This is a genomic window from Streptomyces sp. NPDC039609, assembly GCF_055596705.1.
This window is the reverse complement of sequence record NZ_JBVIUJ010000002.1, coordinates 791,908-809,591: the sequence shown is the minus strand read 5'-3', so window position 1 is coordinate 809,591 and position 17,684 is coordinate 791,908. Positions and strand designations below refer to the sequence as shown.

The window sequence follows — 17,684 nt, the reverse complement described above, 5'->3', positions numbered from 1 at the left end:
TCAGCGGTCCGAGGACTCCGGGCAGGGTGCGAGGGACTCCCGTGTCCGGTGGAGGCGCAGGGCGAGCTGGATGTCGAGGCCTGCGGTCAGGTCCTGCCACTGGGGGCCGAGGAGTTCGGTGATCCGCTCGAGCCGCCGGGAGACGGTGTTGGGGTGGAGGTAGAGGCGGCGCGCTGCCCGGGTGGGGCTGCCTCCCGCCGCGTAGTATGCCTCGAGGGTGACCGCGAGATCGGCGGAGCGCCGAGCGTCGAACTCCAGGACCCGGCCGATCGTCGCCCGGATGAAGCCGTCGACGTCCCGCTCGTGGGAGAGCAGGGTCATCACCGGGCCGAGTTGCTGCGCGGATGCCGCCTTGCCGGTGGCACCGAGCGCCGTGAGGGTGCCCAGGGCCCGTACGGACCGGTCGTACACGGCGGGCAGGGTGCCCGGGCCCTCCGTCACCGGACCCGCGGCGCCCACGGTGGCCGGGCTGCCCATGCCACGGGCGAACGCCTCGACCGTACGGGCCGCTTCGGCCGGGTCATCGCCCGGCAGCAGCAGGACGAGGTGGTCGTCGATCCGGACCCGCAGGCCGCCGTTGTCGCGGGTGTACGCGGCGGCCCAGGCGAGGGCCCGGTCGGTGAGTCCTGCCACGGGCCGGGCGGCCACCACGACGAACGGTGCCGTGAAGTCGAGGCCGACGGTCCGGCCATGGGCGAGCAGCCGCTGCCCGATCCACTCGCCGCCGATCAACAGGGCCTCGGCCAGTTCCTCGCGCAGAACGGTCTCCTCGGTGGCCGCTCCCGGCCGCACCAGCAGGGCCACGGCCTGGCCGCAGAGCCGCAGCAGGCCGGCGTCTTCGGCCGTCGGCGGCTCCGCTCGGTGCAACACCAGATGGCCGAGCCGGTCGTCCGCGCCACGGACCGGAGCGATCCACACTCCGGGTGCCGACTCCACCAGGGTGTCCGTCGCCCGTGCCGCCAGGGCCGCCGCCGTGAACGTCTCGGGAGCCGGCTGCGCCTCGGCGGCGCCGTGCCCCACCACCGTACGGCCCGCCGCGTCCGCGAGCAGGACGCTCCCGCCCAGCAGGTCTCCGGCGGCGGCCAGGAGCTGCGGCAGCGAACTGCCGTCCAGGGTGCGCTCCATCAGCGCGGCCTGTGCCTCGGCGAGCCGGCGAACGGAGCGCAGCTCCTCGCCGACCCGCACGGCCTCGGTGGCCCGCGCGGTGGTCTCGGCCCTCAACTCGTCCAGGAGTCCGGCGTTCTCCAGGGCAGCCGCCGCCATCTCGCTCAAGGTCCCGAGCAGCGCCACCTCGTCCGGGGAGAAGTGGCGGACCGTGCGGTGTCCCGCGTACAGGACCCCGAAGTGGGTGCCGTTGCCGCCGAGCGGGACGGCGATGATCGCGCGCAGCCCCTCCGCCCGTACCACCTCGTCGATGGAGGCGGAGTGGTTGATCCGGGCGTCGGCGAGGTAGTCCTGGCTCCACACGGGCGCCGCCCGCCGGGTGGCGGGGTTGGCGAGTCCCGCGCCGGGCGGCACCACGAAGCCCGGTGTCAGATCGGAGGAGTGGCCGTCGACGGCCTTGACGACATGGCTGTCGGTCTTCTGGTCGTACAGGCAGAGGTACGCGATGTCGAGGCTGAGGAGCGTCCGCGCCCGGCGGCAGGTCAGCCGCAGCAGCTCGTCGACACCGTGGCTGGCAAGGAACTCGCGGGCCACGTCGAGAAGAGCGGTGCTGCCCATGTCGCGGCGCTGCTGCCGCTCGAACTTCCCCCGTATCTCGCGGGCGAGCTGCCGTGCCCGGTCGGAGGTCGCGCCGTCGCCCTCGGCGGTGGCGTCCGCCCCGGGGACGGGCGGGACGTGGAGCAGCGGCTCGTCGAAGTGGGCGGCGGGCGCCTCGCGCGCGAGCAGCTCCAGGTATGCAAAGGCGTCGCGGGTGGCGGCGACCGGCCCCTCGTCCACGGTTCCCCCCACGACTGTGGTTCTCTCCATCACTACTGGTCAGGCGCCTCATCGTAGGGAAGTTCGACCGAGGTCACGAATGCGTCTCAACAGGCGTGCAGCGATGGTTCCCCGGAAATGGCCTGATCGTTTCGCCGAAACCGGTGGACGGGAGAGAGTGGCATCCTCTGCCGCCCTCGGGCGGCACCGTTCCTTCCAGCCGAGGTTTCCGTGCGACAGACGCAGAGTTACGAACGATCGCTGGCCCGTTGTGCCGAGTCGCGCACACGTGCCGACCGCCCTCGGGTCTTCTCGATGCGGGGGTACGAGTGGGACCTGCTGGACGAGGTGTTCGCGCCGGTCCACTCCCCCTCCACGGAGACCGCGCTCGACTTCCTGGGCCTCGGCGCCCCCGGTCCGGACGCGCCTGCCGCGCGGCTGGGTGCCTTCCTGGAGATCGGCTGTGGTGCGGGCGTGATCTCCGTGCTCGCCGCGCTCGCGGGCTGCGACCGGGTCGTGGCGGCCGACATCAACCCGAACGCCGTACGGAACACCGAACTGAACGCGGCCCGGCACGACATGACCGGGCGGATGCGGGTCGTGCACAGCGACCTCTTCCAGGCGCTGGACCCGCAGGAACGATTCGACACCGTGTTCTGGAGCTCCAACTACGTCCTCGCACCGGACGGTTACCACTACGGCAACGACCACGAGCGCGCCTATGTCGACCCCGGCTACGCCGCCCACCGGCGCTTCCTCGCCGAGGCGACGGGCCGCCTGACACCCGAAGGCCGGGCCCTGCTGCACTTCAGCAGCCGGGGGAACCTGCCTCTGCTGCGCGGGCTCGCCGAGGAGTGCGGGCGCGAACTGCGGCAGGTGGGTGCGGTGGACGTGCCGGAGGGCGACGGGCCGGTGGAGCACCTGCTCCTGGAGATCCGGGAGGCCGTGCCGCGCGCGACATGACGGACATCGGGATCACTTGACGTGATGGCCGCGCCCTCGTTGCCGCATGCGCACCCCTTGAGGATGCTCGACCGGGCAGCGCGGGCCGGACGTCGACGCCGGTCCCCGCGGACGCCCCGAGACCGAAGGGTTTTCCCGCATGTTCCTGCAACGCATCGGCAACAAGGGCATCCGGCTGGGCACGGTCTTCGACCGGGCCGCCGCGCGCCATCCCGCGAATCCGGTCTACCTCGATCACGACCTGGACATCGCACCCGGCCTGGGGCGTCGGCCGACCCTCACCGAACTCGCCGATCTCGTGGACGATTTCGCCTCCCGGCTGTGGGCCGCGCATGTTCGGCCCGGGCAGCGGGTCGCCGTGTTCAAGACGGACAACTTCGACATCTCCCTGCTCGCCTACGCCGTGGCCCGGGTCGGTGGCGTGCCGGTGCTCCTCTCGCCCAAGCTCGACGGCGGGACGGTGGCCCGGCTCCTGGAGCGGCTCGACCGGCCGGTCCTGCTGACCGACGCGGCGAAGCTGGACGGCGAACTGCCCGAGGAGGTGTTCACGCTCGCCGAGCGCGTGGTGACGGCGGTCGGCGACTTCCCGGGCGCGGTGGGGCTCGAAGGGCTCGCGGGCGTCCCGCGGGTCGCCCCGGTGACCATGCCGCAGGACGGCCCGGCGCTGGTCACCCACACCTCGGGCACGACCGGGCTGCCGAAGCTGGCGGTGCAGACGGGTCTCACGATCCAGGCCCGCTGCCGCCCGCAGTCGGCGGTCCTCGCGGCCGTCGGCCGACACGAACCGCTCGCCCTGCACGTCTCCTTCGCGCACTCCCGGATGATCAGCGGAGTCGCCCTGTTCGCGCTCCGCGGGCACCCTCTGATCGTGCTGCGGGACGACGACCCGGAGTCCGTGGCCGAGTTGTTCACGCGGATACCGCCGGGGGTGATCGAGGCCCACCCCAACACGCTGCTCGCCTGGGAGGTCCTCGCGGACCACCCGGCCCGCCCGCTGGCCCGGGTCACCTGCTTCAGCAACACCTTCGACGCCATCCATCCGAGGACCGTCCGCACCCTGCTCGCCGCCTCGCGGCGCCGGGCGCCGTACTTCGCCCAGACGTACGGTCAGAGCGAGACCGGCGCCATCGCCGCCCGCACCTACACGCGCCGGCACCGTACGGGCGAGGAGGGCCGGTGCGTGGGGACCACGTTCCCCGGCATGACACGCGTTCGGGTGGTCAGCCGCGACGGGCGACCGGTGAGCCGTACCTCCCCCGGACGCATCGAAGTCCGCAGCGGAGGACGGATCCTCACCTATCTGGGTGAGGAGGAGCGGTACGGCGAGCAGGTCACGCCGGACGGCTGGTGGCGGATGGGCGACCTCGGCTACCGGACGAAGTACGGCTGTCTGCATCTGCTCGACCGCGAAGTGGACGAGATCCCGGGCATCAACAGCACGCTGGAGATCGAGGACCGGCTCTTCAGCAGCATCCCCTCGCTCGTCGAGGTCATCATCGTCCCCGGTCCTGACGGCAGGGCCGTCCCGGTGGTGTGCACCCGGGACGACGCGCCGCTGGACCCGCTGGTGTGGCAGCGGGCGGTGGCCGATCTGCCGATGCTCGCCCGTCCGGTGCAGCGTCGGCTCGACGAACTGCCGCACACGGCGACGACCAAGGTGAAGCGGCTGGAGCTGGCCCGGCAGCTCGCGGAGAGCTGACGGTACGAAGGACGGCACGCAGCAGGGGAGGGGCATCCGCCCGGTCGCGGATGCCCCTCCCCCGTGGCCCTTTCAGGCCGCTTCGGGTGCGACCACTTCAGGCCATGTTCGCTGCGTGCCCGGTTCGGTTCCGCCCGGAACGACGCACTCCACGAGCACCGGCCGGTCGTGCACGGTGTGCGCCCGCTCGACGGCGGCGGCAAGACCGGCCGGATCCGTACGGCCGAGGGCGCGGCAGCCCATCGCCTCGGCCATGCCGCCGAGATCGGCGACGGCCCCGCCCGCGTCCCGCAGGACGAGGACCTTCAGCGGCACCTTGTTCAGTGCGGCCGTGACCAGCTCGCGCCCGGTGGCCAGGAAGCAGCCGGGGTCGGTGACCACCCAGACGTTCCGGTCCGGCAGGCCCATCCGGGCGCCCAGGGCGGCCGGCAGGGCGTAGCCGGGGGTGCTCCACTGATGGGAGGCGAGCGCCGAGTCGTCGCTCCCCCGCCACAGATGGTGGAGTTCGCCGCCGAGGACGTGCAGCGTCTCCGGGCCGGTGGCGCGGGCCAGGATGGCCAGAACGGCCCCCAAGGGGGTGTCCGCATCCGCCGGATCACCCTGCACCACCGCAGGGGCGGGCCTCGGGCGGACCGGGGCGGGCCGGTACGGCAGGACCGGTTGCCGTACCCGCCGCTGGAGCGCGTCCTTGGTGATGTCGACGACGACCGGGCCCGGGTACTCGCCGCCGGCGATGCGGAAGGCGTCCAGGACGCACTCCGCGATCTCGGCGGGGTCGCTGACGAGGTAACTGTGCCGGGTCACGGGCCGGGTGACGCCGCAGAAGTCGACCTCCTGGAAGGCGTCGGTGCCGACGAGTTCCTTGGGCACCTGACCGGTGATCACCACCAGGGGCACGTCGTTGACATGGGCGTCCGCGATGGCCGTGACCAGGTTGGTGGCGCCGGGCCCCGAGGTCGCCATGCAGACGCCGACCCGGCCGGTGGCCTGGGCGTATCCGGCGGCGGCGTGCCCGGCGCCCTGTTCGTGCCGGACGAGGACGTGCCGGATCGACGGAGCGTCGAGGAGGGCGTCGTACGCGGGGAGGATCGCTCCGCCGGGCATGCCGAAGACGAGGTCCGCTCCGGCGGCCTCCAGGGCGCGCATCAGACAGTCGGCGCCGGTGATCTCGGGCGGGAGGTCTGCTGCCGAGTTCGATGCGGAGTCCGGTGTGGGGTCCGACACGGAGTCCAGCGCGGGATCTAATGCGGAGTCAGGTGCGGGCTCCAGCGCGGGATCCACTGCGGACTCCCGTGCGGAGTCCGGTGTGGGGTTCGGTGCGACGGTCATCGTGGTGGCCCCTTTCACGGACGCTTCATGAGGAACGCGCCGGCGCGGAGCCAGACGAGCGAGGCGAGGGCGAGGATCCCGCCGATCAGATAGACCAGCCAGACGCCGGTGGGCAGGGCGAGTCCGCCGATGACCGTGCCGAGGCCGACGCCGAGGTAGATGCCGGAGGAGTTGAGCGACACCACGAGGGCCGCCTCCTGCGGGGCGGCGGAGATCAGGCGGTGCTGCTGCGGGGGCGTCTGGCACCAACTGCTCGCTCCCCAGGCCAGGGCGAGCACGCCGACCAGGACGGGAAGGTGTGCCGAGGCCCCGGCGAGCCAGGTCAGGATGCCGAAGGTGGCGGTCATGACGACATAGCCGACGGTGAGCACGCGGACGGAGCCGACCCGGTCGGTGGCCTGTCCGGCGACGAAGTTGCCGACGACGGCGCCCACTCCGTACAGGAAGAGCATCAGCGTCACGCCGGACTGCGGCACACCGACGGCCTTCAGGGTGGGCACGCTGTAGGCGTACGCGGTGTAGCAGGCGGCCATCCCGAGGACGGTCAGCGGCAGCACGGCGATCACTCCGGGCTTGCGCAGGACGGCGAGCCGCGTGGCGAGCGGGACTCGGGGGCCGCCGGGCAGGTGCGGCATGACGAGCAGGACGCCGATGGCGCAGATCAGGCTGAGTGCGGCGACGGCGCCGAGCGCGACACGCCAACTCGTCCACTGCGAGGCGGCGTTGCCGAGCGGAACGCCGAGCGCCGTGGCGATGGTGAGGCCGCCGATGACGACGGCGAGGGCGCGGGCACGCAGTTCGGGGCGGACCAGGGCGGCGCTGACGGCGCCGGCGTTGGGCGTGTACGCGGCGGCACCGGCTGCCGCGAGGACCCGGCTGATCAGCAGAGTGGGGTAGTCCTGGGCGAGTGCGGAGAGCAGGTTGGCCAGGGCGAGGACGACCAGCGCCGACACGAGCAGGGTGCGTCGCGGGATGCGCGCGGTGAGGGTGGCGAGGACGGGCGACAGGACCGCGTAGGCCGCGGCGAAGAGGGTGACGGACTGGCCCGCCGCGGACGTGGACACGTCCAGCGACTGGGCCATGGAGGGCAGGAAACCGGCCACGACGAAGGCGTCGGTACCGACGGCGAAGGTGCCGAGCGCGAGGACGAAGGTAGGGCCGAGTCCTCGGCCTCCCGCCTTCTGGTCCGTCGGGTTCTGCCGTTCCTTATTCAGGATAGTTTTCATCTCGAATCTCCCGCTGGGAGGGTCAGGTCAAGGGGTCGGGGGCGAGTCGGGGGCGTAGGGCAGCCTGATGCGCCCACGCCGGACGTGCTCGCGAGACTCAGGTGGAGATGCGGTCGTAACTCCTGCGGATCCTGCGCGGCGTGGTGGCCGGGGCGGATGCCATCAGATCGGCAAGGGTCTGGCCGGCGAGTTCACGTCGCCATGCCATCTCGGCCCGGCGCATCACGGTGGCGATGCCGCACGGTTGCAGGGACTCGGATGCGGGGATCTCCGCACCGCCCGCCCCCCGCTGCCTCAACTCCGAGCAGCGGAAGAGTTCGTCACGGCCTTCCAGCGCCGAGACGATGTCCATGACTGTGATGGCTTCGGGGGCCCTTGCCAGGCGCACGCCCCCGCGGGGTCCGGGGGTGGAGGTCAGAATCCCCGCCCGGACCAGGCGTTGCAAGCACTTGTTGAGGTACGAGGGCGACAGGTCGAACACCGCCGCCAGCTTCGCCGACGGCGCCGGCTGCTTCTCGTCGAGCCAGGCCAGCGTCAGACAGCAGTGCAGGCCCCACTCGACGACTTCACCCGTACGCATAATCCTGGAGTCTAACTATCCAGGTTCTGTCGCGCCAGTCACCCTCGCTCGACGATGTCCTTGATGCGCAGCACCGTGGTCGCGAGGTCGTCGGCCACCTTGGCCTGCCACTCCGCGAAAAAGCGTGCCCGGGTGGGGCCGTCCATTTCAGCGGTGATTCCCTGGATTCCCTCGGTGGGATTTCCCATGCGGAAATGGTGCGTCAGGAGGCTGCCGGATCCCGACGGTTCGACGTCGAATCCCCAGACGCTGTCCTGACGTTCTCCGGAACTGTTCCGCATCGACCAACGAAACGTCACCGCGGGCTCGGCCGCGACGACTTCGGCCTCCGTGTGCCAGGCCCCCCGCACCACAGGTGCCCAGGCCACGACCTCGACACCGCGCTCGTTCTCCCCCCGGAAGACCGAACCGACCGCACCCGGCTCACCGGACACCCATTCGCCCCCGACGCATTCCGGGCTCCATTCACCACTGCGCGGGAGATCACTGACGACGGAATAGACGACATGCGGCTCGGCGGAAATCACGACGGCCGATCGCGCTTCGAGCAGCACACTCCGGGAGTTCTCTGTCTGAGGCATGTCCAGAGCGTCCTCCGGACGACTGGCACGCGTCAAAAAACCCGCGGACCGATGTGTCACGTTACGACGCGCCGGCGCCGGGCCGGCCCGTGGACCGGTCCGCCCGGCCAGGCGGACCGGGCCGCCCGGAGCCGACGACTACCCGCAGCAGTCCGGCTCCAGGCCCTTCGGCAGCCGTTCCCCGCCGAAGACCGCCACCGTCGCCTCGTCGCCGCCGAGGGCCGCCACGGCGAGCAGCAGGGAGCCGGCGGTCCAGGTGGTGAGCTCCTCGGGCCACACGGCCTTGTCGCCCTCGAAGACGTACCCCGTCCAGTACATGCCGCCCTCGGCGCGCAGGTGCTGGATGGACTGGAGGATCTCCAGTGCCCGGTCGGACTCCCCCATCGCCCAGAGGGTGAGGGCGAGTTCGCAGCTCTCGCCGCCGGTGACCCACGGGTTGGGCAGCACGCACCGCACGCCGAGCCCCGGGACCACGAACTCGTCCCAGTGCGCGTCGATACGGGCCTGTGCGGCCGCGCCCGTCAGCGCGCCGCCGAGGACCGGGTAGTACCAGTCCATCGAGTAGCGGGACTTGTCGAGGAAGCGCTCGGGGTGGTTGCGGATCGCGTGGCCGAGCGCGCCCGCGGCGAGCTCCCAGTCGGGCTGGGGCTCCTCGCGGGCCTCGGCGATGGCGAGCGCGCAGCGCAGCGCGTGGTGGATGGAGGAACTCCCGGTGAGGAGGGCGTCGCTCACCGGCGTGCCGTCCTCCTCGCGCTTCCAGCCGATCTGCCCGCCGGCCTGCTGGAGGCCGAGGACGAACTCGACGGCGGAGTAGACGACCGGCCACATCCGGTCGAGGAAGGCGTCGTCGCCGGTCGCGAGGTGGTGGTGCCAGACGCCGACGGCGACGTAGGCGACGAAGTTGGTCTCGCGGCCCCGGTCGGTGACGTCCGTGTGGTCGCCGTCGTGGTAGGCCGCGTACCAGGAGCCGTCGGCGTTCTGGTGGCGGGCCAGCCACTCGTAGGCGCGGGCGGCCGCGGCATGCTCGCCTGCCGTGTCCAGGGCCATGGCGGCCTCGGTGTGGTCCCACGGGTCGAGGTGGTGGCCCCGGAACCACGGGATCGCCCCGTCCTCGCGCTGGACGGCGAGTATCCCGGCGACGGTCTCGGCGGCCTGCTCGGCGGTGAGGACCCCGGGCAGGAGCAGGTGCTCCGCGATCTGCTCGGGAGAGGTCACTTGGCGGCGTCCACTGCGTCCGCGTCGGCCTTCGGCAGATGCGGCTTGGTCGCGTACGCCACGAAGCTCTTGCCGACGACCGGGTTGAGCAGCTGCTCGGCGACCCGGGTGAGGGCGGGCTTCTTCATGATGTCCCAGACCAGGAGCTTGTGGTACGCGCGCACCGGCAGGGCCTTGTCGTTGTCCACGCCGAAGGCGCACTTCAGCCACCAGTAGGGCGAGTGCAGCGCGTGCGCGTGGTGGGTGCCGTACGGCTTGAGGCCGGCCTGGCGGATCTTGGTCAGGAGCTCGTCCGCCTTGTAGATGCGGATGTGGCCGCCCTCGACCTCGTGGTACTCGTCGGAGAGCGCCCAGCAGATCTTCTCGGGGCCGTAGCGCGGGACGGTGATGGCGATCCGGCCGCCGGGCTTGAGCACCCGGACCATCTCGGCGAGGACACCCTTGTCGTCCGGAATGTGCTCCATGACCTCGGAGATGATCACGACGTCGAACGACTCGTCGGGGAACGGCAGGTTCAGCGCGTCGCCCTCCATCGCGGTGGCGGTCGCGCCGGCCGGGGCCTCGCCGGCCTCCTTCATCGCCGCGAACCACTTGGCGACCTCGCGGATCTCCTCGCCGTTCTGGTCGAGGGCCACGACCTGGGCGCCGCGCCGGTAGCACTCGAAGGCGTGCCGGCCCGCACCGCAGCCCAGGTCGAGCACGCGGTCGCCGGGGGCGAGCGGGAAGCGGGTGAAGTCGACGGTCAGCACGGGGTCTGCCCTTCCGGATGGGTGGTGGTGCGGGGGTGGAGGCGGCGAAGCGGAGAGGTGGTCACCTGGGGGCGGTCCCGTCGGGTCCCCGGTGACGCCGGGAGGCGGTCACCTGTGGGCTCTCTGCCGTACGGCGCTCCCCCGCGAGGCGATGGCCTCGCGGTACAGGTCGGCGGTGCCCTGGGCGGCCCGCGCCCAGGTGAAGTTGGCGAGGACCCGGGCCCGCCCCGCGGCGCCCAGCCGGGTCCGCAGGTCCGCGTCGCCGAGCAGCCGCGCGAGGGCGGCCGCCAGGGCGCCCGCGTCGCCGGGCGGCACGGCCAGGCAGGTCTCGCCGTCACGGCCGGCGACCTCGGGGATCGCGCCGCCGGTGGTGGCGACCAACGGGGTCCCGGTGGCCATGGCCTCGGCGGCCGGCAGCGAGAACCCCTCGTACAGCGAGGGCACGCAGGAGACCTGGGCGGAGCGCACGAGGTCCACGAGCTCGGCGTCCGAGATTCCCTTGACGAACTCGACGGCGTCCTCGAGTCCGTACCGTTCGATGGCCTGCGCGACCGGCCCGTCCTCGGCGCGCCTGCCGACGACGACGAGGTGGGCGGCCGGGTTCTCGGTGCGGAGCTTGGCGAGGGCCTCGACGAGATGGATGAGGCCCTTGAGCGGGACGTCGGCGCTGGAGGTCGTGACGATCCGGCCGGGGATCTCGGCGACGGACGGGTCGGGGGACCACAGGTCGGTGTCGGCGCCGATGTGGACGACCCGGATGCGGTCGTCGCGTACGCCGAGGTGCTCGACGATCTCCTGCCGGGAGGTGCCGGAGACGGTCAGCACGGACGGCATTCGGCGGGCGACGCGCTTCTGCATCCGGGTGAAGCCGTACCAGCGCCGGACGGAGGCGCGGCGCTTCCAGTCGGCGGCGGCGTCGAGTTCGAGCTGCCGGTCGACGGTGATGGGGTGGTGGATCGTGGTGACGAGCGGGGCACCGAGCGCCTTGGTGCCGCCGAGGAGCCCGTACCCGAGGGTCTGGTTGTCGTGGACGACGTCGAAGTCCCCGCGGCGGGCGGCGAGCATCCGCCGGGCGCGCAGGGAGAAGGTGAGAGGCTCGGGGAAGCCACCGGTCCACATGGTGGCGACCTCGAGGGCGTCGATCCAGTCGCGGTACTCGTCCCGCTTCGGCGTGCGGAAGGGGTCCGGCGAGCGGTAGAGGTCGAGGCTGGCGATCTCGGTGAGCGGGACACCCTCGTCGAGGGTGGGGTACGGCTGCGAGCCGATGACCTCGACATGGTGTCCGAGGCGGGCGAGCTCGCGGGAGAGATGCCGGACGTACACGCCCTGGCCGCCGCAGAACGGATTCCCCTTGTACGTGAGGAGAGCGATCCGCAACGGACTGTCACCGGCGGTGGGAGCGTCTGGGGCGGTGCCCCGGCGGGGGCCTGCTTCTATGGCCTCAGCGGTCACTCGCGGCCCCCTTCGAGCTTGCGTTTCGCGGGAGCGTAACCGCTCGCGCTAATCTAGAACAAGTTTCAGACTTGATCGTTCTTGATCGTTCAAGGAGCACAGAATCTACCGGCAGGTAGCCCCGCCGTAAGAGCCGGATCAGGTGATTCGCGCCACGGCCGGAGCCCCGCCATACTGTCGCTCCCTCACCGCACGGAACGGGACCTCATGACGTCGGAAGACAGACCCGCCTCGCCGCCCCTGACAGAGCGCCAGGAGGCGCGTCGCCGCCGCATCCTGCACGCCAGCGCGCAGCTCGCCGGGCGGGGCGGTTTCGACGCCGTACAGATGCGCGAGGTCGCCGAGGCGGCCGGGGTGGCGCTGGGCACGCTGTACCGCTACTTCCCTTCCAAGATCCATCTGCTGGTCGCGACGATGCAGGACCAGCTCCAGCACATGCACACGACGCTGCGGAAGCGTCCGCCGGCGGGCGAGACCTCGGCGGAGCGGGTCGCGGAGACGCTGATGCGGGCCTTCCGGGCGCTCCAGCGGGAACCGCAGTTGGCGGACGCGATGGTGCGGGCGCTGACGTTCGCGGACCGGAGCGTGAGCCCCGAGGTGGACACGGTCTCGCGGCTGACGACGGCGATCATCCTGGACGCGATGGGCCTGGAGCACCCGACGCCGCAGCAGCTGTCGGCGGTGCGGGTGATCGAGCACACCTGGCACTCGGCTCTGATCACCTGGCTGTCGGGGCGGGCCTCGATCGCCCAGGTGAAGATCGACATCGAGACGGTCTGCCGGCTGATCGACCTGACCGTGCCGAACGGGCCGGCGGCCGCGCACCCCGTGGCCGCCGCGCCGACCGTGTCCGCGGCCCCGGAGGGCCGCGGGACGGTGTGAGCGAGCCGTTACGGCTTCTTGTTCTTCTCCAGGTCGGCCTTGAACAGGGCTTCGCACTTCGCGGTGTTGTCCGTGCCGATGAACATCACGATCGAGAAGCCTGCGGCGCCGTGGTTGCTGGCCTTGAGCGACCAGGTGCCCTTGTTCAGCGTCTTGATGGTGGACCCGGCCTGCTCGGTGCCCTGGCCCTCCTTCCAGCCGCCGCCGGACAGCGTCTTCACCGTGGCGTCGTAGGACGTCTTCGGGTCGGCGACCTTCTTCGTGTCGGCCGTCCAGGACACCATGCAGTCCTTCAGCTCCGCCGGTACGTCCTCGCCCGAGGCGTCCTGGACGAAGCCCGCCGCCGTGGCAGCGGCCTCGATCTCCTTCTCCACCGCGGCCGCGTCCGGGCTGTCGCCGCCGCCCGCCTCCGCCCCACCGGTCGTGGAACCGGAGGAGGAGGACGACGAGCCGCCCTTGTTCTTGCCCGAGCCGGCCTCGCCACCGCAACCCGCGACCAGCAGCACCACACCGGCGGCCGCGGCCACCCACTTCGCCTTGCGCACAACGCTCCCAATCCTGGGTGCACGCGGGCCTGTTGCCCCCGTGATCAGGTGAAGATTTTTGCACGTGAGAACGGTTGGCCGAAGCACCTCCGGCCCGCACCGCTACTCGTCGGCGCTCATCATCAACTTCCACTCCGCTTCGGTGAACTCGTTCATGCAGGCGTCCTCCGTCGCCTGGAAGGACACCATCTCCAGCGCCCCCGTGCCATGGCGGCCCATCAGCGACCAGCCGGACTTCTTGAGCCAGATGGTGACCAAGGCGCCCTCCTTCCCGAGCTCGTCCGCCCGCCGGTCCGTCGTCACCCGCCAGCCACGCTCCTTCAGTTCGGCGAGCGTGGCGTCGAACTTCGCCCGGGGATCGCCGCCTTCGCCCACTTCCCGACCGACGCCCATCCAATGGGCCGAGCAGGCCGCGGCCCGCGCCTTGAGCCTGTCCTTCTCCGTGGCCCCGGCCGGGGTGGTGGACGGCAGCGGCCCGGGCCGTCCGGAAGCCGGCAGACCGGCGGCGGAGGTGGCCGCGTCGATGTCGGCCTGCGCCGCGGCCCTGCCGAACCCCTTCCCCTGGCCCGGAGGGGACGCCGAGGCGGAGGACGCGGGCTGCCCGGCGTCCTCCGCCGCGCCGCAGCCCGTCATCGACATCGACAGAATCGCCGCCGCCCCGCAGACGGTCGCCCGCCAGGTCCTTCGCATGTGTCCCACCCCTGTTGTCCGTGTGCCGGAGGAGTGTCACACACGCCCGGGAATCCGGGGACATCACTCCTCGGGCGGGAAGACCGGCTCCCCGCCGGCGAGGAGAGTGATCAGGATGGCCTCCACCGGGCACCCCTCGGCCGCCGCGAGCACCTTCTCGTTCGCGTCCGACTCCGGTTCGCGCGGGTGGGACTGGCGGGCCGTGTCGAGGCGGAAGCCGTCCGGGGCGTGGTTCACGCACATGCCGGAACCGATGCACACCCCCCGGTCGACCTCGACGTGCCAGCGGTCGCCCATCAGGCGCCACCCTGCCCCTCGTAACCGGCCGGCAGGTGGATCATCTTGTGCTCCAGGTACTCGCCGAAGCCCTCCGGGCCGAACTCCCGTCCCAGGCCGGAGTTCTTGTAGCCGCCGAACGGCCCCAGCATGTCCAGGCTGAAGGTGTTCACGTTGAACGTGCCCGTGCGCACCTGCCGGGCGAAGTCGATGCCGTGCTCCACGTCCCCGGTCCAGACGCTGCCGCTGAGCCCGTAGTCGGAGTCGTTCGCGATCCTGAGCGCCTCGTTCTCCTCCCCGTACGGAAGGAGACAGATGACCGGCCCGAAGATCTCCTCTCGGGCGATCCGCATGGTGTTGTCGACGCCTCCGAAGAGGGTCGGCTCGACGTACCAGCCGCGGTCGAGGCCGGCCGGACGGCCGCCGCCGGCAAGGACCTTGGCTCCTTCCTCCTGGCCGATGCCGATGTATTCGAGGGAGCGCTGCTGCTGCCTCCTGGCCACCAGCGGACCGACCTGGGTCGCCGGGTCGAGCGGGTCGCCGACCACGAGCGCACCGGCGGCCGCGGCGAACGCCTCGGCGATCTCGTCGTAACGGCTGCGGGGGGCGAGGATGCGGGTCTGGGCGACGCACGCCTGGCCGTTGTTCATCCAGGCGGCCGGCACGATCCCGGCGACCGCCGTCGCCACGTCGGCGTCGGGAAGGATCACGGCCGCGGACTTGCCGCCGAGTTCGAGGGTGACGCGGGTGAGGTTGCGGGAGGCGACCTCCATCACGCGCTTTCCGGCCGCGACCGATCCGGTGAAGGAGACCTTGTCGACGCCCGGGTGCCCCACCAGGTACTCGCTGACCTCGCGGTCGGCGGGCAGGATCGACAGGACGCCCTCCGGGAGTCCGGCCTCGGTCGCGATGTCGGCGAGGATGTACGAGTCGAGCGGGGACTCGGGCGACGGCTTGAGGACCACGGTGCAGCCGGCGAGGAGCGCGGGTCCGAGCTTGGCGGCGGCGGTGAACTGCGGGACGTTCCAGGGCACGACCGCCGCCACCACACCCACCGGCTCGCGCCGCACGAGGATCGGTCCGAGGACACCGGCGCGTGGGGTTTCGTACGGGTAGTCGCGCGCGACGGTGATCGCCGCGTCCCACACCATCATCGCACCGAGCGCCTGGGCGAGCACGCTCCAGGAGTACGGGGAGCCGTTCTGCGCGCTGATCGAGCGGGCGATCTCCTCGTGGCGTACGGCGATGGCGTCCTTGATCCGGGTGACGACCTCGATCCGCTCCTCGACGCTCATCCGGGGCCAGGGTCCGCGGTCGAAGGCCGCGCGGGCGGCGGCGACGGCCCGGTCGACGTCGGCCTCGGAGGCGTGCGGCACACGGCCGATGACCTCCTCGGTGTGGGGCGAGATCACCTCGATGACGTCGCTGCCGAGCGGATCGGTCAACTCCCCGCCGATGAACAGCTTTCCGTGCTCCACAAGCTCGGTCATGACCGACTGCCTCCCGGGAACCCGCAATGTTTCTGACTGTGTATCAGAACTGATATCAGTTCTAGTTATAGGGAGCAATGGCACGGACAGAATGGGCCCCCACCAGCCGTTTTGCGGCCGGTGGGGGCCCTACTCACGCGGCCTGGGCCGTCTCTGGGCCGTCAGCCGTTCCGGCGGCCCGCCGATACATGTCGTCAACGGCCTTGCGGGTACGGCTCTCACTGCTCGGCATGAGGTGGGTGTAGACCCGCAACGTGAACCCGGGGTCGGCGTGCCCGAGGTACCCGCTCAGGGCCTTGATGTTCTCCCCCGCGTCGAGCAGCACAGAGGCGTAGAAGTGCCGGAGCGCGTGCATGCCGTCCTCGCGCGACTCCTGGGGCCGCTCCCCCGGCTCGGGCTCCGGAAGGACGCCGGCCGCCACCAGGGCGGGCTTCCAGGAGGCGGTGTTGAAGTAGTGCCGCCCCACCGCTTTGCCCTCCTCCGTGGTGAAGAGCAGCCGCTTGGTCACGGGCGGCCCGTCCGGCGTCTCCCACGGCAGCGTGACGTCCTCGGGCGGGAAGCGCTCCATATGTGCCGCGAGCGCGCGGCCCACGTGCTCGGGCAGCGGCACGTCGCGCACCTTGCCCCTCTTCGGGGGCGCGAAGACGGCCCGGCCGCCGATCATCTTCACTTGCCAGCCGACGTGCAGCCACCCCGAGGGGAACCCGACCTCGTCCACAGGAAGTCCGAAGATCTCGCCGGTGGGGCTGTCGAGGCCATGACGGCCGCACGCGCCTCGGGGCGCCGCGTGGCCGTCGTCAGCAACAACTCCGCCGACTGCGTGCACGCCTACCTTTCAGCGCAGGGACTATCCGGAGCTGTCGAGGCTGTGGTCGGCCGACCGGGTGCTGCGACCGGATCTCATGAAGCCGTCCCCGCATCCTCTGCTCGAAGCCGCGGCGACGCTCGGTGTATCCCCCGAGCGTTCGACGCTGGTGGGCGACTCTGTCACCGACATCGAGGCAGCGCGAGCGGCAGGCGCGGGCAGTATCGGCTTCGCCAACAAGCTCGGCAAGGAGGCGGCTCTCGCCGCCGCCGGCGCGGGTGCAGTGGTCACTGATATGCGATCCATCGCCCGCGCCTTCACGGCACCATAACTGATTGTGCGACGCAGGTCGGCGGTAATATCTTCCCTACCCCTTCAAGGCACCTGCCGCGCAAGGCTCGGCGCACGGCCCGTTGCCTGGTCTCCATTCCTTAAAGCGATGCCATGAAGGCCCGAACCTCGGCTATGTCAACCTTGTCCAAGTTCTCGGGGTGTATCACGATAGTTAGCTCACTCGCGATTACAGAGCGCCGAGATCGCGCCACAAAGGAAAGGATGATCAACTTTATCAGCGTCTCATGGTCGACGTTGTCTATTCGTGCGAGGTCCCCGCCTATTACTGGCATGGCCAGACCCTGCCGGCGCCCATTCACAGCAACAGATTCCCATAGGCTATTCAAGCTTTTCCAGAGCAGATCTACGCTGGATTGCGCGACCAAGGAATTACTCATCCTGGAGTAGGCCAGACCGTAAATATTCTGCCCGCCTTCTCGCATGAAGGCTACTGTGCCAAGCGGGTATCTGATACGCTTCCCCTTGGGTTTATCTTGAATACCTTCTTCTGAATTTGGAGCTATTCCAGCGAGACTTTCCGACAGTTTCACATCCAGGATTGAGGAATCGCCGCCGAATAGCTTGTCCGCGAGCTGAGCCTGAACGCTGTGCGAAGAGATGACGTCCCCGATATGTGTGGACGTATCGAAAACATCAGTAAATCCGACCACCCAACTGCCCGACTCCGAGAAGAGATCTCCCCTCTTAACCGTCACGACGAAGTCGGGATTAGCGAAATCTCGACTTGCTTTCGCCCGCGAGAGCGACGACAGCACCCCCCAAGTGAAGGAAAGAAGCAGAAGGCCTGCCAGTACGCGGAAACCAGGCATCGCGAGATCAGGGAAAACGGCAGTCGCCAACTGGACGATTCCCGAGAGTGCCGCAAAGGCGATCGACGCGTTTCGCAGAATTCGCTCGATTCCTCTGCGGGAACGCATGACACCCCGAC

The 17,684-nt window shown here is 70.7% G+C and carries 17 protein-coding genes and 2 pseudogenes; 4 read left to right on the top strand and 15 right to left on the bottom strand.

The features are described 5' to 3' along the window. Window positions 1-1,953, bottom strand: a complete 1,953-nt coding sequence (locus tag ACZ561_RS09105) for a helix-turn-helix domain-containing protein (protein WP_470991261.1) — start codon at window positions 1,951-1,953, stop codon at window positions 1-3. A gap of 282 nt (window positions 1,954-2,235) precedes the next feature. Here ACZ561_RS09105 and ACZ561_RS09100 point away from each other — a divergent pair, with 282 nt between their 5' ends. Together ACZ561_RS09100 and ACZ561_RS09095 are read left to right on the top strand one after the other, a co-directional pair. Next, entirely contained in the window at window positions 2,236-2,883 is a 648-nt protein-coding gene (locus ACZ561_RS09100; protein ID WP_470991259.1) for a methyltransferase, read from the top strand. 139 nt (window positions 2,884-3,022) lie between these two features. Beyond that, window positions 3,023-4,582: a class I adenylate-forming enzyme family protein gene (locus ACZ561_RS09095; protein WP_470991257.1), complete on the top strand. Its 1,560-nt coding sequence runs from the start codon at window positions 3,023-3,025 to the stop codon at window positions 4,580-4,582. 72 nt (window positions 4,583-4,654) lie between these two features. Here ACZ561_RS09095 and ACZ561_RS09090 read toward each other — a convergent pair whose 3' ends face one another. From ACZ561_RS09090 to ACZ561_RS09055, 8 genes and pseudogenes are all read right to left on the bottom strand, one after another. Beyond that, window positions 4,655-5,188, bottom strand: coding sequence for a thiamine pyrophosphate-dependent enzyme (locus ACZ561_RS09090; protein WP_470991355.1), 534 nt, complete (start codon window positions 5,186-5,188; stop codon window positions 4,655-4,657). A 33-nt stretch (window positions 5,189-5,221) separates the two neighbouring features. Beyond that, window positions 5,222-5,728: pseudogene (locus ACZ561_RS09085) on the bottom strand (thiamine pyrophosphate-binding protein); the annotation flags it as partial. Between the two features lie 197 nt (window positions 5,729-5,925). Beyond that, entirely contained in the window at window positions 5,926-7,137 is a 1,212-nt protein-coding gene (locus ACZ561_RS09080) for an MFS transporter (protein WP_470991255.1), read from the bottom strand. Between the two features lie 97 nt (window positions 7,138-7,234). Further along, entirely contained in the window at window positions 7,235-7,717 is a 483-nt protein-coding gene (locus ACZ561_RS09075; protein WP_385142655.1) for an RrF2 family transcriptional regulator, read from the bottom strand. 38 nt (window positions 7,718-7,755) lie between these two features. Continuing rightward, window positions 7,756-8,298: an SRPBCC family protein gene (locus ACZ561_RS09070; RefSeq protein WP_470991253.1), complete on the bottom strand. Its 543-nt coding sequence runs from the start codon at window positions 8,296-8,298 to the stop codon at window positions 7,756-7,758. A 138-nt stretch (window positions 8,299-8,436) separates the two neighbouring features. Then, the gene (locus ACZ561_RS09065; RefSeq protein ID WP_470991251.1) at window positions 8,437-9,513 is read right to left on the bottom strand and encodes a prenyltransferase/squalene oxidase repeat-containing protein; all 1,077 of its coding nucleotides are present in this window, start codon (window positions 9,511-9,513) and stop codon (window positions 8,437-8,439) included. Continuing rightward, window positions 9,510-10,262, bottom strand: a complete 753-nt coding sequence (locus ACZ561_RS09060) for a class I SAM-dependent methyltransferase (RefSeq protein ID WP_470991249.1) — start codon at window positions 10,260-10,262, stop codon at window positions 9,510-9,512. Before ACZ561_RS09060 ends, ACZ561_RS09065 begins: the two co-directional genes overlap by 4 nt. Window positions 10,263-10,370: 108 nt before the next feature. Next, a complete protein-coding gene (locus tag ACZ561_RS09055; RefSeq protein WP_470991247.1) occupies window positions 10,371-11,714 on the bottom strand; it encodes a glycosyltransferase family 4 protein in 1,344 nt (447 codons plus the stop codon). Window positions 11,715-11,921: 207 nt separating this feature from the next. Between ACZ561_RS09055 and ACZ561_RS09050 the strand changes: the two genes are divergently transcribed. Continuing rightward, window positions 11,922-12,596, top strand: coding sequence for a TetR family transcriptional regulator (locus tag ACZ561_RS09050; protein ID WP_470991245.1), 675 nt, complete (start codon window positions 11,922-11,924; stop codon window positions 12,594-12,596). An 8-nt stretch (window positions 12,597-12,604) separates the two neighbouring features. On the opposite strand, the gene ACZ561_RS09045 is transcribed toward ACZ561_RS09050, so the two are convergent. The 5 genes and pseudogenes from ACZ561_RS09045 to ACZ561_RS09025 all read right to left on the bottom strand — a co-directional run. Next, window positions 12,605-13,141, bottom strand: a complete 537-nt coding sequence (locus tag ACZ561_RS09045; RefSeq protein ID WP_470991243.1) for a hypothetical protein — start codon at window positions 13,139-13,141, stop codon at window positions 12,605-12,607. 102 nt (window positions 13,142-13,243) lie between these two features. Next, window positions 13,244-13,831, bottom strand: a complete 588-nt coding sequence (locus ACZ561_RS09040) for a hypothetical protein (RefSeq protein ID WP_470991241.1) — start codon at window positions 13,829-13,831, stop codon at window positions 13,244-13,246. Between the two features lie 63 nt (window positions 13,832-13,894). Next, entirely contained in the window at window positions 13,895-14,128 is a 234-nt protein-coding gene (locus ACZ561_RS09035) for a ferredoxin (protein ID WP_470991239.1), read from the bottom strand. Further along, window positions 14,128-15,597 carry an aldehyde dehydrogenase gene (locus ACZ561_RS09030; protein WP_470991237.1) on the bottom strand — a complete coding sequence of 490 codons (1,470 nt, stop codon included), beginning with the start codon at window positions 15,595-15,597 and terminating at the stop codon, window positions 14,128-14,130. Before ACZ561_RS09030 ends, ACZ561_RS09035 begins: the two co-directional genes overlap by 1 nt. Window positions 15,598-15,730: 133 nt before the next feature. Beyond that, window positions 15,731-16,336, bottom strand: a pseudogene (locus ACZ561_RS09025) (tyrosine-type recombinase/integrase); the annotation flags it as partial. A 163-nt stretch (window positions 16,337-16,499) separates the two neighbouring features. Here ACZ561_RS09025 and ACZ561_RS09020 point away from each other — a divergent pair. Then, complete coding sequence (locus ACZ561_RS09020; RefSeq protein WP_470991235.1) at window positions 16,500-16,733, top strand: HAD family hydrolase; 234 nt, start codon at window positions 16,500-16,502, stop codon at window positions 16,731-16,733. A 100-nt stretch (window positions 16,734-16,833) separates the two neighbouring features. Here ACZ561_RS09020 and ACZ561_RS09015 read toward each other — a convergent pair whose 3' ends face one another. Continuing rightward, complete coding sequence (locus ACZ561_RS09015; protein ID WP_470991233.1) at window positions 16,834-17,673, bottom strand: macro domain-containing protein; 840 nt, start codon at window positions 17,671-17,673, stop codon at window positions 16,834-16,836. Window positions 17,674-17,684 lie beyond the last annotated feature (11 nt).